15 protein-coding genes and 1 pseudogene are annotated in these 18,269 nt (G+C 67.8%); 2 read left to right on the top strand and 14 right to left on the bottom strand.

The window, feature by feature from the left end; translation table 11 throughout:
- Positions 1 to 62 precede the first annotated feature (62 nt).
- The 10 genes and pseudogenes from H293_RS50575 to H293_RS0134720 form a co-directional block, all read right to left on the bottom strand.
- Positions 63 to 827, bottom strand: coding sequence for a hypothetical protein (locus tag H293_RS50575; RefSeq protein WP_259294594.1), 765 nt, complete (start codon positions 825 to 827; stop codon positions 63 to 65).
- A gap of 733 nt (positions 828 to 1,560) precedes the next feature.
- Positions 1,561 to 2,502, bottom strand: coding sequence for a TauD/TfdA family dioxygenase (locus H293_RS0134755; protein WP_020122426.1), 942 nt, complete (start codon positions 2,500 to 2,502; stop codon positions 1,561 to 1,563).
- A 47-nt stretch (positions 2,503 to 2,549) separates the two neighbouring features.
- The gene (locus tag H293_RS0134750) at positions 2,550 to 3,410 is read right to left on the bottom strand and encodes a cupin-like domain-containing protein (protein ID WP_078612755.1); all 861 of its coding nucleotides are present in this window, start codon (positions 3,408 to 3,410) and stop codon (positions 2,550 to 2,552) included.
- A gap of 100 nt (positions 3,411 to 3,510) precedes the next feature.
- The gene (gene acpS, locus H293_RS0134745; protein WP_020122424.1) at positions 3,511 to 3,921 is read right to left on the bottom strand and encodes a holo-ACP synthase; all 411 of its coding nucleotides are present in this window, start codon (positions 3,919 to 3,921) and stop codon (positions 3,511 to 3,513) included.
- 103 nt (positions 3,922 to 4,024) lie between these two features.
- Positions 4,025 to 4,285, bottom strand: coding sequence for an acyl carrier protein (locus H293_RS0134740; protein ID WP_020122423.1), 261 nt, complete (start codon positions 4,283 to 4,285; stop codon positions 4,025 to 4,027).
- Positions 4,282 to 5,571 carry a diaminopimelate decarboxylase gene (gene lysA, locus H293_RS0134735; RefSeq protein WP_020122422.1) on the bottom strand — a complete coding sequence of 430 codons (1,290 nt, stop codon included), beginning with the start codon at positions 5,569 to 5,571 and terminating at the stop codon, positions 4,282 to 4,284. Before lysA ends, H293_RS0134740 begins: the two co-directional genes overlap by 4 nt.
- Positions 5,568 to 6,917 carry a preATP grasp domain-containing protein gene (locus tag H293_RS0134730; RefSeq protein ID WP_028808458.1) on the bottom strand — a complete coding sequence of 450 codons (1,350 nt, stop codon included), beginning with the start codon at positions 6,915 to 6,917 and terminating at the stop codon, positions 5,568 to 5,570. The genes lysA and H293_RS0134730 overlap by 4 nt, the downstream gene beginning before the upstream one ends.
- Positions 6,918 to 7,221: 304 nt before the next feature.
- Positions 7,222 to 7,560 (bottom strand): annotated as a pseudogene (locus tag H293_RS60545) (IS5/IS1182 family transposase); the annotation flags it as partial.
- 681 nt (positions 7,561 to 8,241) lie between these two features.
- A complete protein-coding gene (locus H293_RS0134725; protein WP_020122420.1) occupies positions 8,242 to 9,570 on the bottom strand; it encodes a class I SAM-dependent RNA methyltransferase in 1,329 nt (442 codons plus the stop codon).
- Between the two features lie 69 nt (positions 9,571 to 9,639).
- On the bottom strand, positions 9,640 to 11,685 hold the full coding sequence (locus tag H293_RS0134720) for an APC family permease (protein ID WP_028808457.1): 2,046 nt from the start codon (positions 11,683 to 11,685) through the stop codon (positions 9,640 to 9,642).
- A 381-nt stretch (positions 11,686 to 12,066) separates the two neighbouring features.
- Here H293_RS0134720 and H293_RS0134710 point away from each other — a divergent pair, with 381 nt between their 5' ends.
- Positions 12,067 to 12,738, top strand: coding sequence for a potassium channel family protein (locus H293_RS0134710; RefSeq protein WP_020122417.1), 672 nt, complete (start codon positions 12,067 to 12,069; stop codon positions 12,736 to 12,738).
- Complete coding sequence (locus tag H293_RS0134705; protein ID WP_020122416.1) at positions 12,738 to 13,412, top strand: potassium channel family protein; 675 nt, start codon at positions 12,738 to 12,740, stop codon at positions 13,410 to 13,412. The genes H293_RS0134710 and H293_RS0134705 overlap by 1 nt, the downstream gene beginning before the upstream one ends.
- Positions 13,413 to 13,473: 61 nt before the next feature.
- On the opposite strand, the gene H293_RS0134700 is transcribed toward H293_RS0134705, so the two are convergent.
- Genes H293_RS0134700 through H293_RS0134685 form a run of 4 tightly spaced genes read right to left on the bottom strand, consistent with a single transcriptional unit; the run spans position 13,474 to position 17,922 of the window.
- The gene (locus H293_RS0134700) at positions 13,474 to 14,238 is read right to left on the bottom strand and encodes a DUF3159 domain-containing protein (RefSeq protein WP_020122415.1); all 765 of its coding nucleotides are present in this window, start codon (positions 14,236 to 14,238) and stop codon (positions 13,474 to 13,476) included.
- Positions 14,239 to 14,241: 3 nt separating this feature from the next.
- Complete coding sequence (locus H293_RS0134695; RefSeq protein ID WP_033415996.1) at positions 14,242 to 14,640, bottom strand: OB-fold nucleic acid binding domain-containing protein; 399 nt, start codon at positions 14,638 to 14,640, stop codon at positions 14,242 to 14,244.
- A gap of 46 nt (positions 14,641 to 14,686) precedes the next feature.
- Complete coding sequence (locus H293_RS0134690; RefSeq protein ID WP_020122413.1) at positions 14,687 to 15,370, bottom strand: response regulator; 684 nt, start codon at positions 15,368 to 15,370, stop codon at positions 14,687 to 14,689.
- Positions 15,367 to 17,922, bottom strand: a complete 2,556-nt coding sequence (locus H293_RS0134685) for a sensor histidine kinase (protein ID WP_020122412.1) — start codon at positions 17,920 to 17,922, stop codon at positions 15,367 to 15,369. The genes H293_RS0134690 and H293_RS0134685 overlap by 4 nt, the downstream gene beginning before the upstream one ends.
- Positions 17,923 to 18,269 lie beyond the last annotated feature (347 nt).

Genomic DNA, 18,269 nt, shown 5'->3' with positions numbered 1-18,269 from the left:
GGGTGAAGAACCTTCATGGAATCGCGCCTGGCCGGCGACCGGCTGACAGGGAGACCCGCGGTTCACCGACGCAGGACCCTCGCGTACTTGAGGTCGGGGAGCAGGCTGAGATGTTCCTCTCGCACCAGGTCGAAGCGGAGTGCGAACGCGACCAGGGCTTCGCGCTTGGAATGCATGCGACCCTCGTCCACATATTTGGCCCACTGGCTGACCGGGAGCTTCCGGTCGGCCAGATAGTCGATGTGGTAGTTGATGCTGCTCCGGTTCGCGCCCCTGAATTGCTTGGTCCGCTTGAGTCTTTCGGCCACCTCCTGAACGGACGGTACGGCCGCCATGGACGAACCGCGCAACCGTGGCTCACACAGCGCGACGAGAACGGCGAAATACTTACTTGTCGTATCCAGCTTGGATACGGCGGAGGCGGAAAACGTGGTGGCCTGGTCGGACCGAAGCAGGACCGGCGGGGAAGCGAAGACGGTGATTTCACTTACGCTCGTACCGGTAGGTATCAGGATGCGCGACATCTCGAACGGGATTACCATGTCCAATTGACGAGGACGTGCTTTTACGAGTTCCGTGCCGCCTTCCAGGTTCTCGATCGCGAAGGTAGTGCTTGCGGTGAGGTTCGAGAAGAGGAGGTGCCGGTCGGAAACCTCGAACGCTCCAATGCCGGGCGTGGCGCCGGGTTGCAGTTTTCCGGTACCACTCACCCTGCCGAAACTCAGTCGATCGCCGGCCCTCAGTCTGCTCTGCTCCGCGAACTGGGGACCGTCGGGGTGGCGCGGGTTGGACCAGCTCACAATCACTTCTATATCAGCTTCAACCATAGTGCGCACGCGAGAGAGCCTTCCTCTTCTTGTTCCCCTGGGGGAATGCGAAAGTTGACCCGACATCGAGCAGCTTTTCGTGGACGCTTGAAATTTCCGCGCGGTCGACGCGGATAGGATCAAGCGGATGAAAGTCCTTCAAGCTGCTCGAACCGGTTCGCTATCGTCAGTACCAGTCCACGGCAGAAGTCATCGACTGTATCTATTGAAGGAGGCATGCCTCGAAGTGGCCTCTCACGCAAAAGCCCGTCGAACGGCCGACTGAGTCGGCAGGTTGGCTGTCGCGCATCAGAGCATCGCCCCCGTGTCAAAGATGTCCCCTACTGCAAGGGGCTCGGACCAAATCCCGACGACCGGAGCACCCGTCTCGTTACGTGAGGACGGACCTTGGCGTCGAAAGCTTGCACCCCCGCAGCCACCGGAACCGTGTGCAGCCCGGGGTTCGCGAGCCCTAGGTTCATCATGCAGGAACCCTCCCCGTATCGCGATCGAAATTAACCTATCGAGCGCCGAGAACCGTAGCAATCAAGAACGGATAAATTCGGTGCTTCATGAAACGAGGGCGCAACCCACCCGAAAGCGCCGGTATGGACATTCGCGGCGAGTTCGGCACGCACGTGTATGTATTATGCCGCCGAGGCCGCGTTGACAGATTCGACGCACACTGTTCAGCGGCGGGTGAATTTTGCCCTCCGTGTCTTGATCATCCATGTTCGCGCGACAATGAGCGGATTCAGTGGCCCCGTCCGAGGGCGACGAGAAATTCAGGGGAGCCCGCGATCGGCGATCGACCCAGGGCCATGGAGACGTTGTCGGTGATCAGCAAATCTCCGCGGCGCCACGGAACGTCGATCCGCGAGGAGTCGTAGGCATGGTCTATGGCCTTCACATCTTCCTCCGACAGCGGCGACCCGTCACCGAAGAAGGAGTCCATCGGGAGGTACTTCCCGAACGCCCTGGCCATGAACCGGCGTTCCGCAGGCTCCAGGCTGCCGGCATTGAGGAAGGAGAGCTGATTGAACCAGCAAACATCGCCGGTCACCGGGTGGTCGATGAAGCCGGGCAGGTGCCGCACGGTGTGCAGGGCACCGTTGGGGAGCCACTCGGATTCGATTCCCTCCGTCTTGAGAAGCTCCTCAAGGGATGCGCGATCCTTCCTGGAAAATGCCTCCTGCCACGAAATGCCGAATCCAGCGTGGAAGGTCCGGGCCATGGTCCAACCGTCCGTCCGTACCCGGTCGGCGAGGTGCGCGGGCAAGTGCTGGCCTATCCGACGGGCGTCACCGAGGTAGGCTCGCCCGTCGCCGTCCGGCGGCGTGACGCACGCAGTGAGCACCACCGAGGGGAACGTACGGCTGAAGGAACTCTCCTGCACCGGGCAAATATGCCGGTCCAGCGGCCAGCTGATGGGTGAAAGGATGTGGTTGCCGAAGTCGCTCCGGTGGTTGAACGCCTCAGTAGGTGTGAAGTTGTCGACCCCCAGGGAATTCCGTGCCTCGGCCAGACCGTCCGGTCCGTCTATCGGCAGGCCATGGACCATGACCGCTCCGTGAACCAGCAACTGGTCGCGAATGGCCGCCGTCGTCTCCCGCAGCCACGAGAACGGGGAGTCGACCGAGGCCTCGAAGGTCGGGATGGATATATCCTCCTTCAGCGTGGGGGCATTCTTGCTCACGTGACTCCTCCTCCTGGATCCGGCCCTGCCGCGCTCGATCCCGCCGTTCAGGAGGCCGGCGCGACCTCGTGGGTGGCGTGAAAGTACTTGACCGTGGCATCCGTAGAGCCGCCGGACTCAAGATATGCCGCAAACCGGGCGGCATTTACTTCATGGACGAAGTTCCACGTGATCGAGACGCTGGGCGCGAGAGCGACAGCCGCGTGAAACCACCCGGCAGGGATATAGATGGCGTCACCCGGGGAAAGGGTCACGTCCACAGCGGGTCGGACTGCTCTCCAGGTGGGAAACCGCTCGTCGTCCGGCTCCTCCAGGTCGACGACGGCATCTCCGTCCGACAGGAACTCGCCCGCGCTCGGGGGGTACATCACAAAGCGCTTCGCCCCGGTGACCTGACAGAGCACAGCATCGCTGGCCCATGGATCCACGTGCAGCCGAGTACGGCCTCCTGCGGCGCAGACGAAGAAGCCCTTCGCGGGAAATCTGTCCCTTACCGGATCAGCATTCTCCTTGATGGGCGGGAACAGATAGCCCCCCGACGGGACCCAGGACGGAGCTGTCCAGCTTTCCGCGAGTTCTGCGAACGCCTCGTCTGCACATATCATTTGGAAGTGGCGCTGGCGGGCGTACCAACGTACGTACGACACGCGCTTCGCACCGGTCCGTTCGGATGCCATCGCCGACACATAGTCGCTGAACCTCATCGAGCGCTGCATCTCGAACAGGGTGTCGAAGACAGGCACGTGGTACGCGCCGAATTTCTCTGCCAAGGGCTCCAGGTCCGACGGCGAAGCCAGCGGCCCGCTGCGCGTGAAACAGTTCCTGGCCACGAACGGCGTGTTCTTGGCAAGGTAGGTGTTGACAAATTCGTTCTGATCAACCTGTGATGTCGAGTCGCGATCAGTCACTCAAGACCCCCTAACGCGAGAGAACAGCTGGAAGCCGGCCGGGGCGCGGCGGACGCGCGGGGCCGTCGCAGGCCAGGTGAGTGGGCAGGGCCGCTGCCGCTCATGAGCTCCGCGACCGTGCGTCGCAGTCCCCCGGCCTCTCGGCCACCCCTATCGCCACCGCCACCACAAGCTCCGCTTGATGAGTGAGCGTGACTTCCAGGCCACTCAGTCCCAGTTCGTCGGCGATGCGCCGGGCACCGCCGCTCAGCGTGACGACGGGTCTCCCCCAGGAGTCGCCGAGCACCTCGATGTCCCGCCAACGGACCCCCTGCCAGAATCCCCGTCCGAGGACCTTGCATGTCGCCTCCTTGACGCAGAATCGGCCCGCCAGCCGCTCCACGCTGCGTTCCGGCCCCAGAGTGCGGGCCTGGGCGAGCTCGTCCTCGGTGAAGACCAGCGAGCGGTAGCGGTCGTGCCGTGCGATCGGGGAGAACCGCTGGACGGAGAGCAGGTCGACACCGACCCTCATACCGGCTCCCTCCACCGGCACCCGGCGGTCCCCGTCGCCGAGGACAAGGGCGCCTCCGCTGCGGCAGCAGTGATCACGGTCATCTGACGCCCCTCCGCCGACTTCAGGACACCAGGCCCGAAACCTCGGCGGCCAGGTAGTCGGCCAGACTCCCGACGGTCTGGAACACCTCGGGCTGCAGGTCTTCCACGTCCAGCTCCAGGCCCATGGTGTCCTCCAGGGCCATCAGCAGTTCGATGACGCTGGTGGAGTCCAGGGAAAGGTCCTCGACAAGGCGGACGTTCTCCTCCAGCTGTCCGATCTCCCTGTTGAGTACGCTGGAGAGCGCGATCCGGATGTGCTCGACAATCTGCTCGCGGTTCACGAGACCTCTTTTCGTGTGCCGGCCGACGACACGCGTCGGCTGTACAGGTGTTGTTGACGCAACAGGTCATCAGGCAGATCACGGCTGCGCACGAGGTGCGCCTCGCCGTCCCGGACGAGAACCTCCGCGGGGAAGCCGTGTCCGAGGAAGAACCCGGGTGAGGCCGAGGGACCGTAGGCACCCGACCGTTCGACGCCCAGCAGGTCACCCACGTGCAGCGGCGGCAACGCGGCACGCTTGAGCAGGGTGTCGTTGGGCGTGCAGAGGGGGCCGGTGACGTTCCAGCTCTGCAGCTCGTCGCCGGAGTCGCGGTTGAGCAGTCGCACGGGAAAGTTGCGTTTGGCGAACGAGCCGATGCCTACCGCAGCCATGTGGTGGTTGGTGCCGCCGTCCGCAACCGCGAACATCTCGCCCATCGATTCCTTCACGTAGCGCACCGACACGATGTAGATGCCTGCCGGGGCGGTCAGATAGCGGCCTGACTCCATCAGCAGCCGCGTATCTGGGTGGCTCCGCGTGAACTCCTCGATCTGCGGGTTGAGTTCCTTGGCCAGCTCCGCCGCACCGAGGTCGTCCTCACCCTCGAAGTAGGGCACCCCCAGGCCGCCGCCGATATCGACGGCCGCCATGCGGATTCCGGTGGCCGCCGCGACGCGATCGGCGAGTTCCAGGATGTAACGCGTGTTCTTCGCGACCACCTCGGCCTCGAGTATCCGGGTGCCCATGTAGACGTGGATCCCCGCCAACTCGACATGGCGGTAACGCGACGTCAGGTCCCCGGCAGCGAGCACCTGGGCCTCGTCGATGCCGAACTGCCGCGGCTTGCCGCCCATGGTCAGCCGGGATCCGCCGGCAAGGAAGGCCGGGTTGATCCGGAGCATGACCCGCTGCCGGACACCGCTCTCGGACGCGAGCCGCTCGATGCGGTCCACCTCGTCGAGCGACTCGGCGACGATGGCGTAGATGCCTGTCCGCAGGCAGGCATTCAGTTCCTCCTCGCTCTTGCCGGGCCCGAGGAAGATGATGTCCTGCGGCTGAGCTCCGGCCAGCAGCGCGGTGCGCAGCTCGACCAGTGAGGACACTTCCGCGTGCGCGCCGCCCTCCCTGAGTGTGCTGAAGACGCTGACATTGGGGTTGGACTTCAGCGAGAAGAAGATTTCGAGTGCGGGATGCAGCGCCTCGGACAACTCGCGCAGGCGCCGCAGCAGAACATCACCGTCGTAGACATAGAGAGGCGTGCCGAAGCGCTCCGCCAGCTCTGTATAGGTGATCCCCTGGATGCTCATGAGCTCCCCCTTGCCACCAGAGTGCGCAGACGTTCCTCGGTCCGGCTCCGCAAGGCGAGCGCCGAGCCGGCGTCGGCGGCGATGCAGATTCCGTATATGCGCCCGTGGAACGGACCGTCCCCCGGACCGATGCCCGCGTTCAGCGTGGCGAAATTGTTGACGAGAACGCCCGGAATGTGGGTTCCGTCGAATATGGATCGGCCTAGGACGGCGGCAACCTCGGCAAAGGAGTGGGCCCGCGACGGTTTGAGGTTGAAGGTTGCCGCGATGGCGTGACGTCCTGCTGAGAGAAAGCGCTCCGCGATTCGGCTCTGATAGGTCGACATGTTGAATCGCGCGTTGATTTCCAAGCAGGGGTACAACACCCCGTCCGGGCCGATCATGGCGTCCACGCCGACAATTCCGTAGTAGCCGTCCGCGTGCAGCGCGCGGCCGATCAGAAGGGCCGACTCATGCAGCGTGCCGAGATGCTCCTCGGAGAGATCCACCGGGAAACGATGTCCTTGGTGCACGTTGTTGTGCAGCACCGCCTCCTTCACGGCCTCGAACCGGACCTGCCCAGAACGGCTCACCAGGAACTGGTAGTTGAGATCCGTGACATCTTCGATCCAGGACTCGACCACCATGTCCACCCGCGTCTGCTGCCCGCGGCGGCCGATCAGCCGCAGCAGCCGGTCAGCGGCCGCCCGGTCCGGCAGCACCACCATGCCCCGCCCCGATACACCCAGCGACTCCTTCACCACCACCCGGTCGCCGCGGGCGCATTGCGCCTCGACCGCTGCGGCCAGGTCGGCAACCGTCTCGCACACCACACCCGGTACGGCGGCCAGCCCGAGCGAGTCGACCAGACGACGGCTGTAGATCTTGCCGTTCACCCGCTTGCAGACCTCTGCACGTGGGCCGGCCAGTGGCAGGCCCACCGCCTGGGAGAGCTCTTCCTCGGCTGCGGAAATTCCCATCGGCATAAGGTACGTACGGCCGTCCGCCAGTCCGCGCAGGAAGTCCAGCGTCCGGGGCGATTCCAGCGCGTCCTCCGTGACGGTGCGTGAGGGCAGGGACGCCTCGACCGCGACCACTTCACCGGCCGAGGCGTCGACCGCACGCAGGTACGCGGCATAGTCACTGTCCATCGGCGCCTTCAGGAGCACGATGTCCGCGCTCTCGGCGAGCAGGACGCCCATCTCCTCCATACGGTTGACCGTCGCCGAGGCGAAGGAGATGCCCGCCCCCGGCAGTTTGGGTTCACCGACAGCCCAGCTGCGTTCCACTTCAAAATTATTGATATATACGAATCGCGCATTCTCGTCCTGGACGAGATCACGCTTCAATCGTTCGGCGAAACCCACTGCGACTCCTCGGTACCGCGATAGTTCCTGCAAGCCATGGCACCGCACACTTGTGTCGACAATGCAGCGTGAAGATGGCAACCGGTACTGGCACCTGTCAGTACGTCAGCCTGCCGTGGCCGTCCTCGGTCTTTCACGGCAACGGTCGGCAGAAAACAGTCCGTTCATGTCGCTTCGTTCCAATCACCGAGCCTGTTGTCGGCGTACGAGTGAGCGTGGCTATGGCAAAATTTTCGTAGGCGGAGATCATCTGGGTGCGGCGGTCGCAGGAGCCGTGTAACGACGGCGTAGGCGCGCGATCAGCACGCCGCTCCAGCGTGAGGACAGCCGCAGCGACTGGCGTCATTCGGTTCGGGCCGCACCTGGGTCTGCGGAGGATGCGCCAGGACTTCAATCATGTGTCGCCGTGCTCGACCGACGCCCCGTGCCGCGACAGCGCGCGGTTGACGGTTTGCTGAGTCGGTGTGAGCTCGCGGCCCGGCGGGCGTCCGAGGGGTGTCGCGAGGACCGGGACACCCTGCCGTTCGCCAGACCCGGATGATCCGGTGGGCGCGGGCGGCCCTCAGGGCGAGGCGCGGCCCGGTAGCGCGCGCAGGATTCACGGCAGCCGCCTGACGGGGTCGGTCGCCATCTGCACGTTCACTGTCGCCAGGGTCGGCCGAGGCGGGTTCGCCGAACAGCAGGCATCGCTCGTCCAGCCGGTCGGCGATCGCCTCCAGCACAGCCGTCTGCAGCGCCCCCCGTGGAGGCGAGAACCTCAAGCGCGTACCGCACCAACGACTCTCTCCGACTCCCAGCAGTCCGCCGGGCTTGGAACCCTCGTTCCGCCTGGCCGCCCACAGCAGGGCGCCCAGGTGCGACGAGGTTCCAGGACGAGGGTCATGACCTACAGTCCATCGCTCGGCTCCGGAACAGAACAGGCTGCCTGGCTCCCCCGCAACAGGCCCCGGCACCCCCGCAGAGGGACCTCGCCGGAGCGGAAGCCGAGGACCTCTCGCTGTACCGGGAAGAGTTTCGGCGGCGCCTGCCGGAGTCACTGCACGAGTTGCGGGTCCCGCTCACGGGGTCGTGGAGCCTCCGTGCGATGGAGGCCACGGACAGAGATGCGGTGTCGGCGCGCGCACCGACCCGGGCCCTGGCCGGAGCGACCGGTTGCCGGCCCCCAACTCGGCTGTCGAGTTGAGCCCGACAAGTCGCTTCACCCACGCTGTCCGATCCAGAACGACCACCTCACGCTCCGTCAGAAACAGCGTCGAGCGCGGTGGACGTAGGGAAACAGTCGACGACATCCGGCCACACCTGAGAAACCCGAGAAAACTGCAGGTCATAGCCCCTTTGTAGCGGGCTCAAGGATCGCGACACACTCCATGTGGTGCGTCATCGGAAACAGATCGAACACCCGAAGCGTCCGCACCCGGTACCCCCCGTCCCGGAAGTACCCCAAGTCCCGCGCCAGCGCGGCCGGATCGCAGGCGACGTACGCGATCCGCCGGGCCCCGAGCGACGACAGGTGCTGCACCGTCCTGCGGCCCGCTCCCGCCCGCGGGGGGTCGAGGACGATCAGGTCGACCTCGGTGATGCCGGTGCGCGGAAGCACCGCCTCCACTTTGCCCTGCTCGATGCGGACCCGGTCGAACGCGGCGAGGTTGTGCCGGGCGTCCTCGACCGCGCGCTTGCCGGACTCGATGCCGAGAACCGCGCCCTGGTCGCCGAGGCGGTCCGCCAGCGCGCCGGCGAACAGGCCGACACCGCAGTACAGGTCGAGCGCCATCTCGCCCTTGCGGGGCAGCAGGCCCTGCATGACCGCCTTCACCAGGGTGTCGGCCGCCTGCGGGTGGACCTGCCAGAAGCCGCCGCTGCCCACCCGGTGGGTGCGGCCGTCGGCCCGCTCGCGCACGAAGGCGCGGCCGTGGACGCGGTGGATGCCGCCGTCCTTCTCCTCGACGCGCATCACGGACACCGGCTTGTCGAGCTCGACCAGCGGCAGCCGGGCGCCCGGGACGGGCTCCAGGATGACCATGCGGTCCTGGGAGCCGGTCGCCGCGATCGCCTCCACGGACGCCATCCCGGACCAGTCGCGCTCCTCGATGCCCAGCTCGCTGACGCCCGGCGCCGCGATCATGCAGTGCTCAATCGGCTCGACCTCGTGCGAACGGTGGCGGCGCAGGCCGGCGTTGCCGTCGGCGTCCACCGCGTACTGCACGCGGGTCCGCCAGGCAGGCACCTCTCCGGCCGGCAACTTGTCGCCCTCGGCCGGCATCACCGTGCCGTCCCAGCCGGCCTCCTCGGGGGTGAGACCGGCGAGCCGCTGCAGCTGCTCGGCGACGACCTCGCCCTTGAGGCGCCGCTGCGCGCCCGGCTTCGCGTGCTGCCAGTCGCAGCCGCCGCAGCGGCCGGGACCGGCGTAGGGGCAGGGCGCCTCGATGCGGTCCTTGGAGGCCGAAAGGATCTCCACGGCATCGGCACGCAGGAAGCGCGCGCCCTCCTCGCCCTCGGTGACCCGGGCCACGACCCGCTCACCGGGCAGCGTGTGCCGGACGAACAGCACCTGGCCGTCGTCCGTGCGGGCGATGCAGTGTCCGCCGTGGGCGACGGGGCCGACCTCGACCTCGAACTCCATCCCCACCAGCGATTTCTTCGGTTCTGCCTGCATGGCGGGGTGACTCCACAACGTCAAGGGAAGAGGCGGGACGACAGCCCGCCAGGACAACAGCCGACCAGTCTACTTCGGCGCCGACGACTCCTTCGCCCGCTCGGCCGGACCGCGCCGCACCGAACCCGGTGCGTTCCACTCCTGCCGCCTGCGGGCCCGCAGCTTCGCCGCCTCCGAGGACTGGAGCTGGTAGGGCACCGAGGTCACCATGACCCCCGGTGTGAACAGCAGCCGGCCCTTGAGCCGGAGCGCGCTCTGGTTGTGCAGCAGATGCTCGTACCAGTGCCCGACCACGTACTCGGGGATGATCACGGACACCGCGTCGCGCGGCGACTCCTTCCGCAGCCCCTTGACGTAGTCGATGATCGGCCGCGTGATCTCGCGGTACGGCGAGTCCAGCACCTTCAGGGGTACGTCGATCCCGCGCCGTTCCCATTCGGCGCGCAGCGCCTTGGTCTCGACCGGGTCCACGTTGACGCAGAGGGCCTCCAGGGAGTCCGAGCGCATCAGCTTGGCGTACGCCAGTGCCCGCAGCGCCGGGCGGTGGATCTTGGAGATCAGGACGACGGAGTGGACGCGGGAGGGCCGCAGGCTGTCGTCGCTCGGGCCCTCGGGCGCGGCGATCTCCTCGGCGACGCGGTCGTAGTGCTTACGGATCGCCGTCATCGTCGCGTAGAAGATGCACATGCCGAGCAAGGCCACCCAGGCGCCGTGGGTGAACTTGGTGACCAGGACGACGACCAGGACGAGCCCGGTGAAGAAGGCACCGAAGGCGTTGATCGCGCGGGAGCGGATCATGTGGCTGCGCTTCGCGGCGTCCTTCTCGGTCGCCAGGTGGCGGTTCCAGTGCCGGACCATGCCGGTCTGGCTGAGCGTGAAGGACACGAACACGCCGACGATGTAGAGCTGGATCAGCCGGGTCGAGTCGGCGCCGTAGATCCACACCAGGAGTCCGGCCGCGCCGGCCAGCAGCACGATGCCGTTGGAGAAGGCGAGCCGGTCGCCGCGGGTGTGCAGCTGGCGCGGCAGGTAGCGGTCCTGGGCGAGGATCGAGCCCAGCAGCGGGAAGCCGTTGTAGGCGGTGTTCGCGGCGAGGAACAGCACCAGCGCGGTGGCCGCGGCCAGCACGATGAACAGGAAGCTGCCCTTGCCGAAGACGGCCTCGGCGACCTGGGAGATCACCGGGTTCTGGACGTAGTCGGAGCCGAGCGCGACGCCGTGGTGGAACAGGTCCTCGGCCGGGTTCTCGGCCATGCGGACCTTGGTGACCATGGCCAGCGCGATGATCCCGCAGAACATGGTGACGGCCAGCAGTCCCATCATCGCGAGCGTGGTCGCCGCGTTCTTCGACTTGGGCTTGCGGAAGGCCGGTACGCCGTTGGAGATGGCCTCGACGCCGGTGAGCGCGGCGCAGCCGGAGGAGAAGGCGCGCAACAGGAGAAAGACAAGGGCGAATCCGGCCAGGCCCTGGTGTTCGGCCTTGATGTGGTATTCCGCCGTCGGTGCCCGCATGGTGTCGCCGAGAACCAGGCCGCGGAACGCACCCCACGCGATCATGATGAAGACGCCCGTGACGAAGACATACGTCGGAATCGCGAACAGCGAGCCGGACTCCTTCATGCCGCGCAGGTTCATCAGCGTGAGCAGGACGATCACGGCGATCGCGCAGAGCACCTTGTGCTGGACCACGAAGGGGATCGCGGAACCGAGGTTCTCGATTCCGGAGGCGATGGAGACGGCGACCGTGAGGACGTAGTCGACGAGCAGGGCGCTGGCGACCGTGAGACCGGCCTTGGGGCCGAGGTTGGTGTTGGCCACCTCGTAGTCGCCGCCGCCGCTCGGGTACGCGTGCACGTTCTGCCGGTAGGAGGCGACCACCGTGAACATCAGCACGACGACCGCCACCGCGATCCAGGGGCTGAAGTGGTACGCCGACACGCCCGCGATGGACAGGACCAGCAGCACCTCGCCGGGCGCGTACGCCACCGAGGACAGCGGGTCGGAGGCGAACACGGGTAGGGCGATGCGCTTCGGCAGGAGCGTTTCCCCGAGCCGATCACTGCGCAGTGCGCGCCCGATCAGGATCCGTTTGGGCACGTCGGTCAGTTTGGACACAACAGTGAAGCGTAGGCGTTCGAACGGGCGCACAACCACCCGGCACCCCGCATCTGCTCTCCGGGTGAAATCCGGCCGCACTCCGGCTACGGATTCCGCAGGTGAGCGAGGCGGCATGCCTATATGACAGGGCCCTGCCCGTTACTGCTCCCGGAGGTCCCATGCACGCGACCGCAGAGCTCGTCGGTGCCACGGTCACCCTCGTCGGCCTCGGAATCCTGACTCTGGCGAGCGTCCGCAGCATCAGCCGCCGCTGACCGACCCGAAGTCGGGGCAACCGTGCACAGGGGTGCCGTCGTCCTACCGCGCGTGTGTAGCTTGGGCGTCGGTCTGAGACCCTGATGTGGCTGAGCAGTACTTATTGACACCGGAAGGACGGTCGTGCACATCGTCATCATGGGCTGCGGGAGAGTGGGTTCCGCTCTCGCCCAGACCCTGGAGCAACAGGGGCACACGGTCGCCGTGATCGACCAGGACCCCACCGCCTTCCGACGACTGGGCTCCGGTTTCGGCGGTCGTCGTGTCACCGGAGTCGGCTTCGACCAGGACACCCTGCGCGAGGCGGGCATCGAGGAGGCCGGCGCCTTCGCCGCGGTCTCCAGCGGCGACAACTCCAACATCATCGCCGCGCGGGTGGCCCGCGAGATGTTCGGCATCGAGAACGTCGCGGCCCGTATCTACGACCCCCGGCGCGCCGAGGTCTACCAGCGCCTGGGCATCCCGACGGTGGCCACGGTCCGCTGGACGGCGGACCAGATGCTGCGCCGGCTGCTGCCTTCGGGCGCGGAGCCGTTGTGGCGCGATCCCACCGGTGGGGTGCAGCTGGCCGAGGTGCACGCCTCGACCGCCTGGGTCGGCCACAAGATCAGCACGATGCAGGAGGAGACGGGCGTCCGCGTGGCGTTCCTGACCCGGCTCGGCGAGGCCGTCCTGCCCACCTCGCAGACGGTGCTGCAGGAGGGCGACCTGGTCCACGTGATGATGCGCACGGACGACATCGAGAAGGTCGAGGCGTCCTTCGCCGAGGGCCCCGAAGAGGAGGGCGGTCACTGATGAGGGTCGCCATTGCCGGTGCCGGTGCGGTCGGCCGCTCGATCGCGGGCGAACTGCTGGAGAACGGCCACGAGGTCCTTCTCATCGACAAGGCGCCGACCGCCATCTCGGTCGAGCGCGTCCCGCAGGCGGAGTGGCTGCTCGCCGACGCCTGCGAGATCACCTCCCTGGACGAGGCCGCGCTCCAGCGCTGCAACGTCGTGATCGCCGCGACGGGCGACGACAAGGTCAACCTCGTCGTCTCCCTGCTGGCGAAGACGGAGTACGGCGTTCCGCGGGTCGTGGCCCGCGTGAACAACCCGAAGAACGAGTGGCTGTTCAACGAGTCCTGGGGCGTGGACGTCGCCGTCTCCACCCCGCGTCTCATGTCCGCACTGGTCGAGGAGGCGGTGAGCGTCGGCGACCTGGTCCGGCTGCTCCGCTTCAGCCACGGCGACGCGAACCTGGTCGAGCTGACGCTGCCGGAGGAGTCGGCCCTGGCCGGCACGACGGTGGGCGACGTGGAGTGGCCCGAGGACACCTCCCTGGTCACCATCATCCGCGGCACCCGCGTCCTGACCCCGTCCCGGGAGGACTCCCTGGAGGCAGGCGACGAACTCCTGTTCGTGGCCGCCCAGGCGAGGGAGGAGCAGCTGGAGGACCTGCTGTCGGTCCGCAAGGAAGAAGCTTCCTAGGGCGTACGACGACGGAGGGCGCCCTGCGTGTGCAGGGCGCCCTCCGTCGTCGTAGAGCGATCTAGGCGTCTCGTCGGTGCCGGCCGCCCGCGGCCTCCGTGTCCCCGCGCTCCGCGGCCTGCGCCGCCTTCCGCTCCTCCTCGGCCTTCTCCTCCGCCTCCATCTCCGCGAACACGTCGATGGGCGCCGGGGCCTTCGCGAGGAAGACCCAGGTCAGCCAGACGGCCAGCAGGAACGGCGGGATCTTCAGGGCGACCAGGACCCAGCCGAGCTGGGCGGTGTCGGCCCACCAGTACAGCGGGAAGAGGATCGCGCACTTGGCGAGCAGGATGCCGCCCCAGGCGTAACTGGCCTTGGCGTACGCCTTCTTGCGGCCGGGGTTGCGGGTCCGCCAGGAGAGGTTCTCCTTGAACACCGGGCCGAGGATGAGCCCCATCAGCGGCACACCCGCGAGCGTGGTGATGACGTACGCGAGGCCGAGGCCCAGCGTGTACAGCATGCCCGGCAGGTAGAAGTTCTTGGCATTGCCCGTCATCATCGCGAAGACGACACCGAAGGCGACGCCGAAGACCCCGCTGAAGGCGTGCTTGACGGTGTCCCGCATGACCAGACGGACCACGACCAGCAGCAGCGACACCACGAGGGCGGCGATGGCCGACAGGTGCAGGTCCTTGTTGATCGTGAAGATCGTGACGAAGAGCAGGCCCGGCAGAACCGTCTCGACCATGCCTCGGACGCCGCCGAACGCCTCGAACAGGGCGGCCTCGGTCACCGCCCGTGCGTCGTCGGCCTGAGTGTCTTCGGTCGGCTTGTCGAGAGACGTCACCGGCTACTCCCGTCCGAGGGGTCGGAGTTCGTATTTCGGATTGAACAGCACCCGGCGGCCCCGGCTCATCGAGATCCGCCCGGAGGCGATCAGCTTGCGCCCGGGCTCTATCCCGACGATGGAGCGCCGGCCGAGCCACACCACGTCCAGGGCGGCGGAGCCGTCGAACAGCTCGGCCTCCAGGGCCGGGACGCCCGCACGCGGCCGCAGGGTGACCGTGCGCAAGGTACCAGTAACGGTCACGATCTGACGGTCGTGACAGTCGCCGATCCGGGTGCATCCGGTGGTCGCGGTGTCCTCCCGCAGCTCCTCGGACTCCAGATCCTCCTGCGACGAGGAGAGCCGGTCGAGCATGCGCCGGAACCGGCCCACCGGCTTCTCGGAACGAGGAACAGCACTCATATCCGAAAGCGTACCGGGGTGCGCCGACAGCGTTGTACCCGCAGCACTAGCGTTCGAACCGGTATCCCATGCCCGGTTCGGTGACGAAGTGCTTCGGATGCGAGGGGTCCGCCTCCAGCTTCCGCCGCAGCTGGGCCATGTAGACCCGGAGGTAGTTCGTCTCCGTCCCGTACGACGGCCCCCAGACCTCCTGGAGGAGTTGTTTCTGGCCGACGAGCCGGCCGGTGTTGCGGACCAGCACCTCCAGCAGGTGCCACTCGGTGGGGGTGAGACGTACGTCTCTGCCGTGCTTGCGGACCTTCTTGGCGGCCAGGTCGACGGTGAACTCGTCGGTCTCCACCAGGACGTCGTCCTCGCCGCCCCCGGTGGGCTCGGCGCGCCGCACGGCGGCCCGCAGGCGGGCCAGCAGCTCGTCCATGCCGAAGGGCTTGGTGACGTAGTCGTCGGCCCCCGCGTCCAGCGCCTCGACCTTCTCGTCGGAGGAGTGCCGGGCGGACAGCACGAGGATCGGCACCCGGGTCCAGCCGCGCAGCCCCCTGATCACCTCGACGCCGTCCATGTCGGGCAGGCCCAGGTCGAGGACGACCACGTCGGGGTGGCGGGCGGCGGCGAGCCGGAGCGCGCCGGCGCCGTCGTGCGCCGTGTCGACCTCGTACTTGCGCGCCTTGAGGTTGATCACGAGGGCGCGCACGATCTGCGGCTCGTCCTCGATGACCAGCACTCTGGTCATGTGGCCTGCCTTTCGGGTTCTGCCTCTTCGAAGGGGTCTACGAGGAGCTGGGCGTGCGTGTCCGCCGCGCGGAGCGTCAGCACCATGGTGAGGCCGCCGCCGGGCGTGTCCTCGGCGTTGAGGGTGCCGTTCATGGCCTCCGCGAAACCCCGGGCCACCGCGAGCCCGAGCCCCACCCCGGCGCCGCGCGGGGCGTCGCCGTAGCGCTGGAAGGGCGCGAAGATGCGCTCCTTGGCCTCGTCGGGGACGCCGGGGCCGCGGTCCACGACCCGTACCTCGACCCGGTCGGCGATGGCGCTCGCGGAGACCCGGACCGGGGTGCCGGGCGGGCTGTACTTGACGGCGTTCTCGACCAGGTTGGCCACCGACCGCTCCAGCAGCCCCGGGTCCACGGCGACCATCGGGAGGGTCTCCGGCACGTCCAGTTCCACGCTCCCGTCGGGCACCCCGCCCAGCGCCATCGGCACCACCTCGTCGAGGTCGATCTCCCGGACGATCGCGGCGACCGTGCCGGTCTGGAGCCGGGACATGTCGAGCAGGTTGCCCACGAGGTGGTCCAGCCGGTCGGCGCCCTCCTCGATGCCCTCCAGGAGCTCGGCCCGGTCCTCCTCGGACCACGCCACGTCGTCGGACCTGAGCGAGGAGACGGCCGCCTTGATCCCGGCGAGCGGGGTCCGCAGGTCATGCGACACGGCCGCCAGGAGTGCCGTACGGATGCGGTTGCCCTCGGCCAGTGTGCGGGCCTGGTCGGCCTCCTCCTGGAGCCTGCGGCGGTCCAGGACGACGGCGGCCTGGGCGGCGAAGGCGGCGAGCACCCGGCGGTCCTCGGCGGGCAGCACCCGGCCGGTGAGCGCGAGCGCCATGTGATCCCCCACCGGCATGTCGACGTCGGCGTCCTCCGGCCGCTCCACGGCCGGTCCGAGGCCCGCCCGGCCCGCGCAAGTCCACGGGTCGACGTCGCCCGCCCGTTCGAGCAGGGCCGCCGACTCCATGCCGAAGGTCTCCCGGACGCGTTCCAGGAGCTCCTCCAGGCGGGTCTCGCCGCGCAGCACGTTCCCGGCCAGGAAGGACAGGATCTCCGACTCGGCGCGCAGCCGGGCGGCCTGATGGGTCCTCCTGGCCGCGAGGTCGACGACGGAGGCCACCGAGATGCCGACGCCCACGAAGATCACGATGGCGACGATGTTCTTGGGGTCGGCGATGGTCCAGCGGTGCAGGGGCGGTGTGTAGAAGTAGTTCAGCAGCAGCGAGCCGACCGCGGCCGACGCGAGCGCGGGGAAGAGTCCGCCGAGCAGGGCCGCCGCGACCACGACCGCCAGGAACAGCAGCATGTCGTTGGCGAGGCCGAGGTCGACGGTGGTGAGGAGGATCGTCAGGAGCACCGGGCCGGCCAGGCCGACCAGCCAGCCCCACAGGATCCGGGCCCGTCCGAGCCGCGCGCTGCGGGTGACGGGCAGTCCGCGCCCCTTGGCGACCTCGTCGTGGGTGACGATGTGCACGTCCAGGTCGGGCCCGGACTCGCGGGCCACGGTCGCGCCGACGCCGGGTCCGAAGACGTACTGCCAGGTCTTGCGCCGGGACGACCCGAGGACGATCTGGGTGGCGTTGACCCCGCGCGCGAAGTCGAGCAGCGCGGCCGGTATGTCGTCGCCGACCACGTGGTGAAAGGTTCCGCCAAGGTCCTCGACGAGGGTCCTCTGGACGGCGAGTTCCTTGGGCGAGGCGGAGGTCAGACCGTCGCTGCGGGCTATGTAGACGGCGAGCACCTCACCGCCGGCGCCCTTCTCGGCGAGGCGCGCGGCCCGCCTGATCAGCGTCCGCCCCTCCGGTCCCCCGGTCAGCCCGACTACGATCCGCTCCCTGGAGCCCCAGATCTTCGAGACCCGGTGCTCGCTGCGGTACTGCTTGAGGTACTCGTCGACCCGGTCGGCCACCCACAGCAGGGCGAGCTCCCGCAGGGCGGTGAGGTTGCCGGGCCGGAAGTAGTTCGACAGCGCCGCGTCGACCTTGTCCGGCTGGTAGATGTTGCCGTGCGCCATCCGCCGGCGCAGCGCCTGGGGCGACATGTCGACCAGCTCGATCTGATCGGCCCGGCGTACGACCTCGTCGGGCACGGTCTCGCGCTGCCGCACCCCGGTGATCGCCTCGACGACGTCGCCGAGCGACTCCAGATGCTGGATGTTCACGGTCGAGACCACGTCGATCCCGGCCGCGAGCAGTTCCTCGACGTCCTGCCAGCGCCTGTCGTTGCGCGAGCCCGGGATGTTGGTGTGGGCCAGTTCGTCCACGAGGGCTACGGCGGGGGCCCTGCGCAGTACGGCATCGACATCCATCTCGGTGAAGACGGAGTCCCGGTACTCGATCTCCCGGCGCGGTATCTCTTCGAGTCCGCGCAGCATCACCTCGGTACGCGGCCGCCCGTGATGCTCGACGAACCCCACGACACAGTCGGTGCCCCGCTCGACCCTGCGGTGCGCCTCGGACAGCATCGCGTACGTCTTGCCGACGCCCGGTGCCGCACCGAGATAGATCCGAAGCCTGCCGCGTCCCATGAGCCCATTGTCTTCCGGTCAGCCCTGTCTACGCAGCGTCGACCTTACGTCCGGCGATCCCGGCGGAGCGGTCGGGAGCGGGCCGGGGGGCTGTCTTTGACGCAACTCTGACGCGGGGGTGGAGGCACCGTGACGGGGGTGTCGGAGGCCGGGCTCGGCGGCCTGGGCGTCGTGGCGACGCGTTCGGAAGGGGCTCGACGGCGCAGCCGGGACCGCGGCTCGGCGCCCCTGGATATTGCGGAACCCGGGGCGGGCTGTGCGGCCCTGCGCGTCGCGACCGAGCCCCCTCACGTCATGACGGGGGCCTCGGGCACAGGCTTGGCCCCTGGACCTCATGCCGGACATCC

The sequence above is a fragment of the Streptomyces canus 299MFChir4.1 genome (assembly GCF_000383615.1).
Classification (GTDB): Bacteria; Actinomycetota; Actinomycetes; order Streptomycetales; family Streptomycetaceae; genus Streptomyces; species Streptomyces canus_C.
The sequence above is the reverse complement of the archived record's forward strand: the minus strand, read 5'-3'. Positions and strand labels throughout refer to the sequence as shown.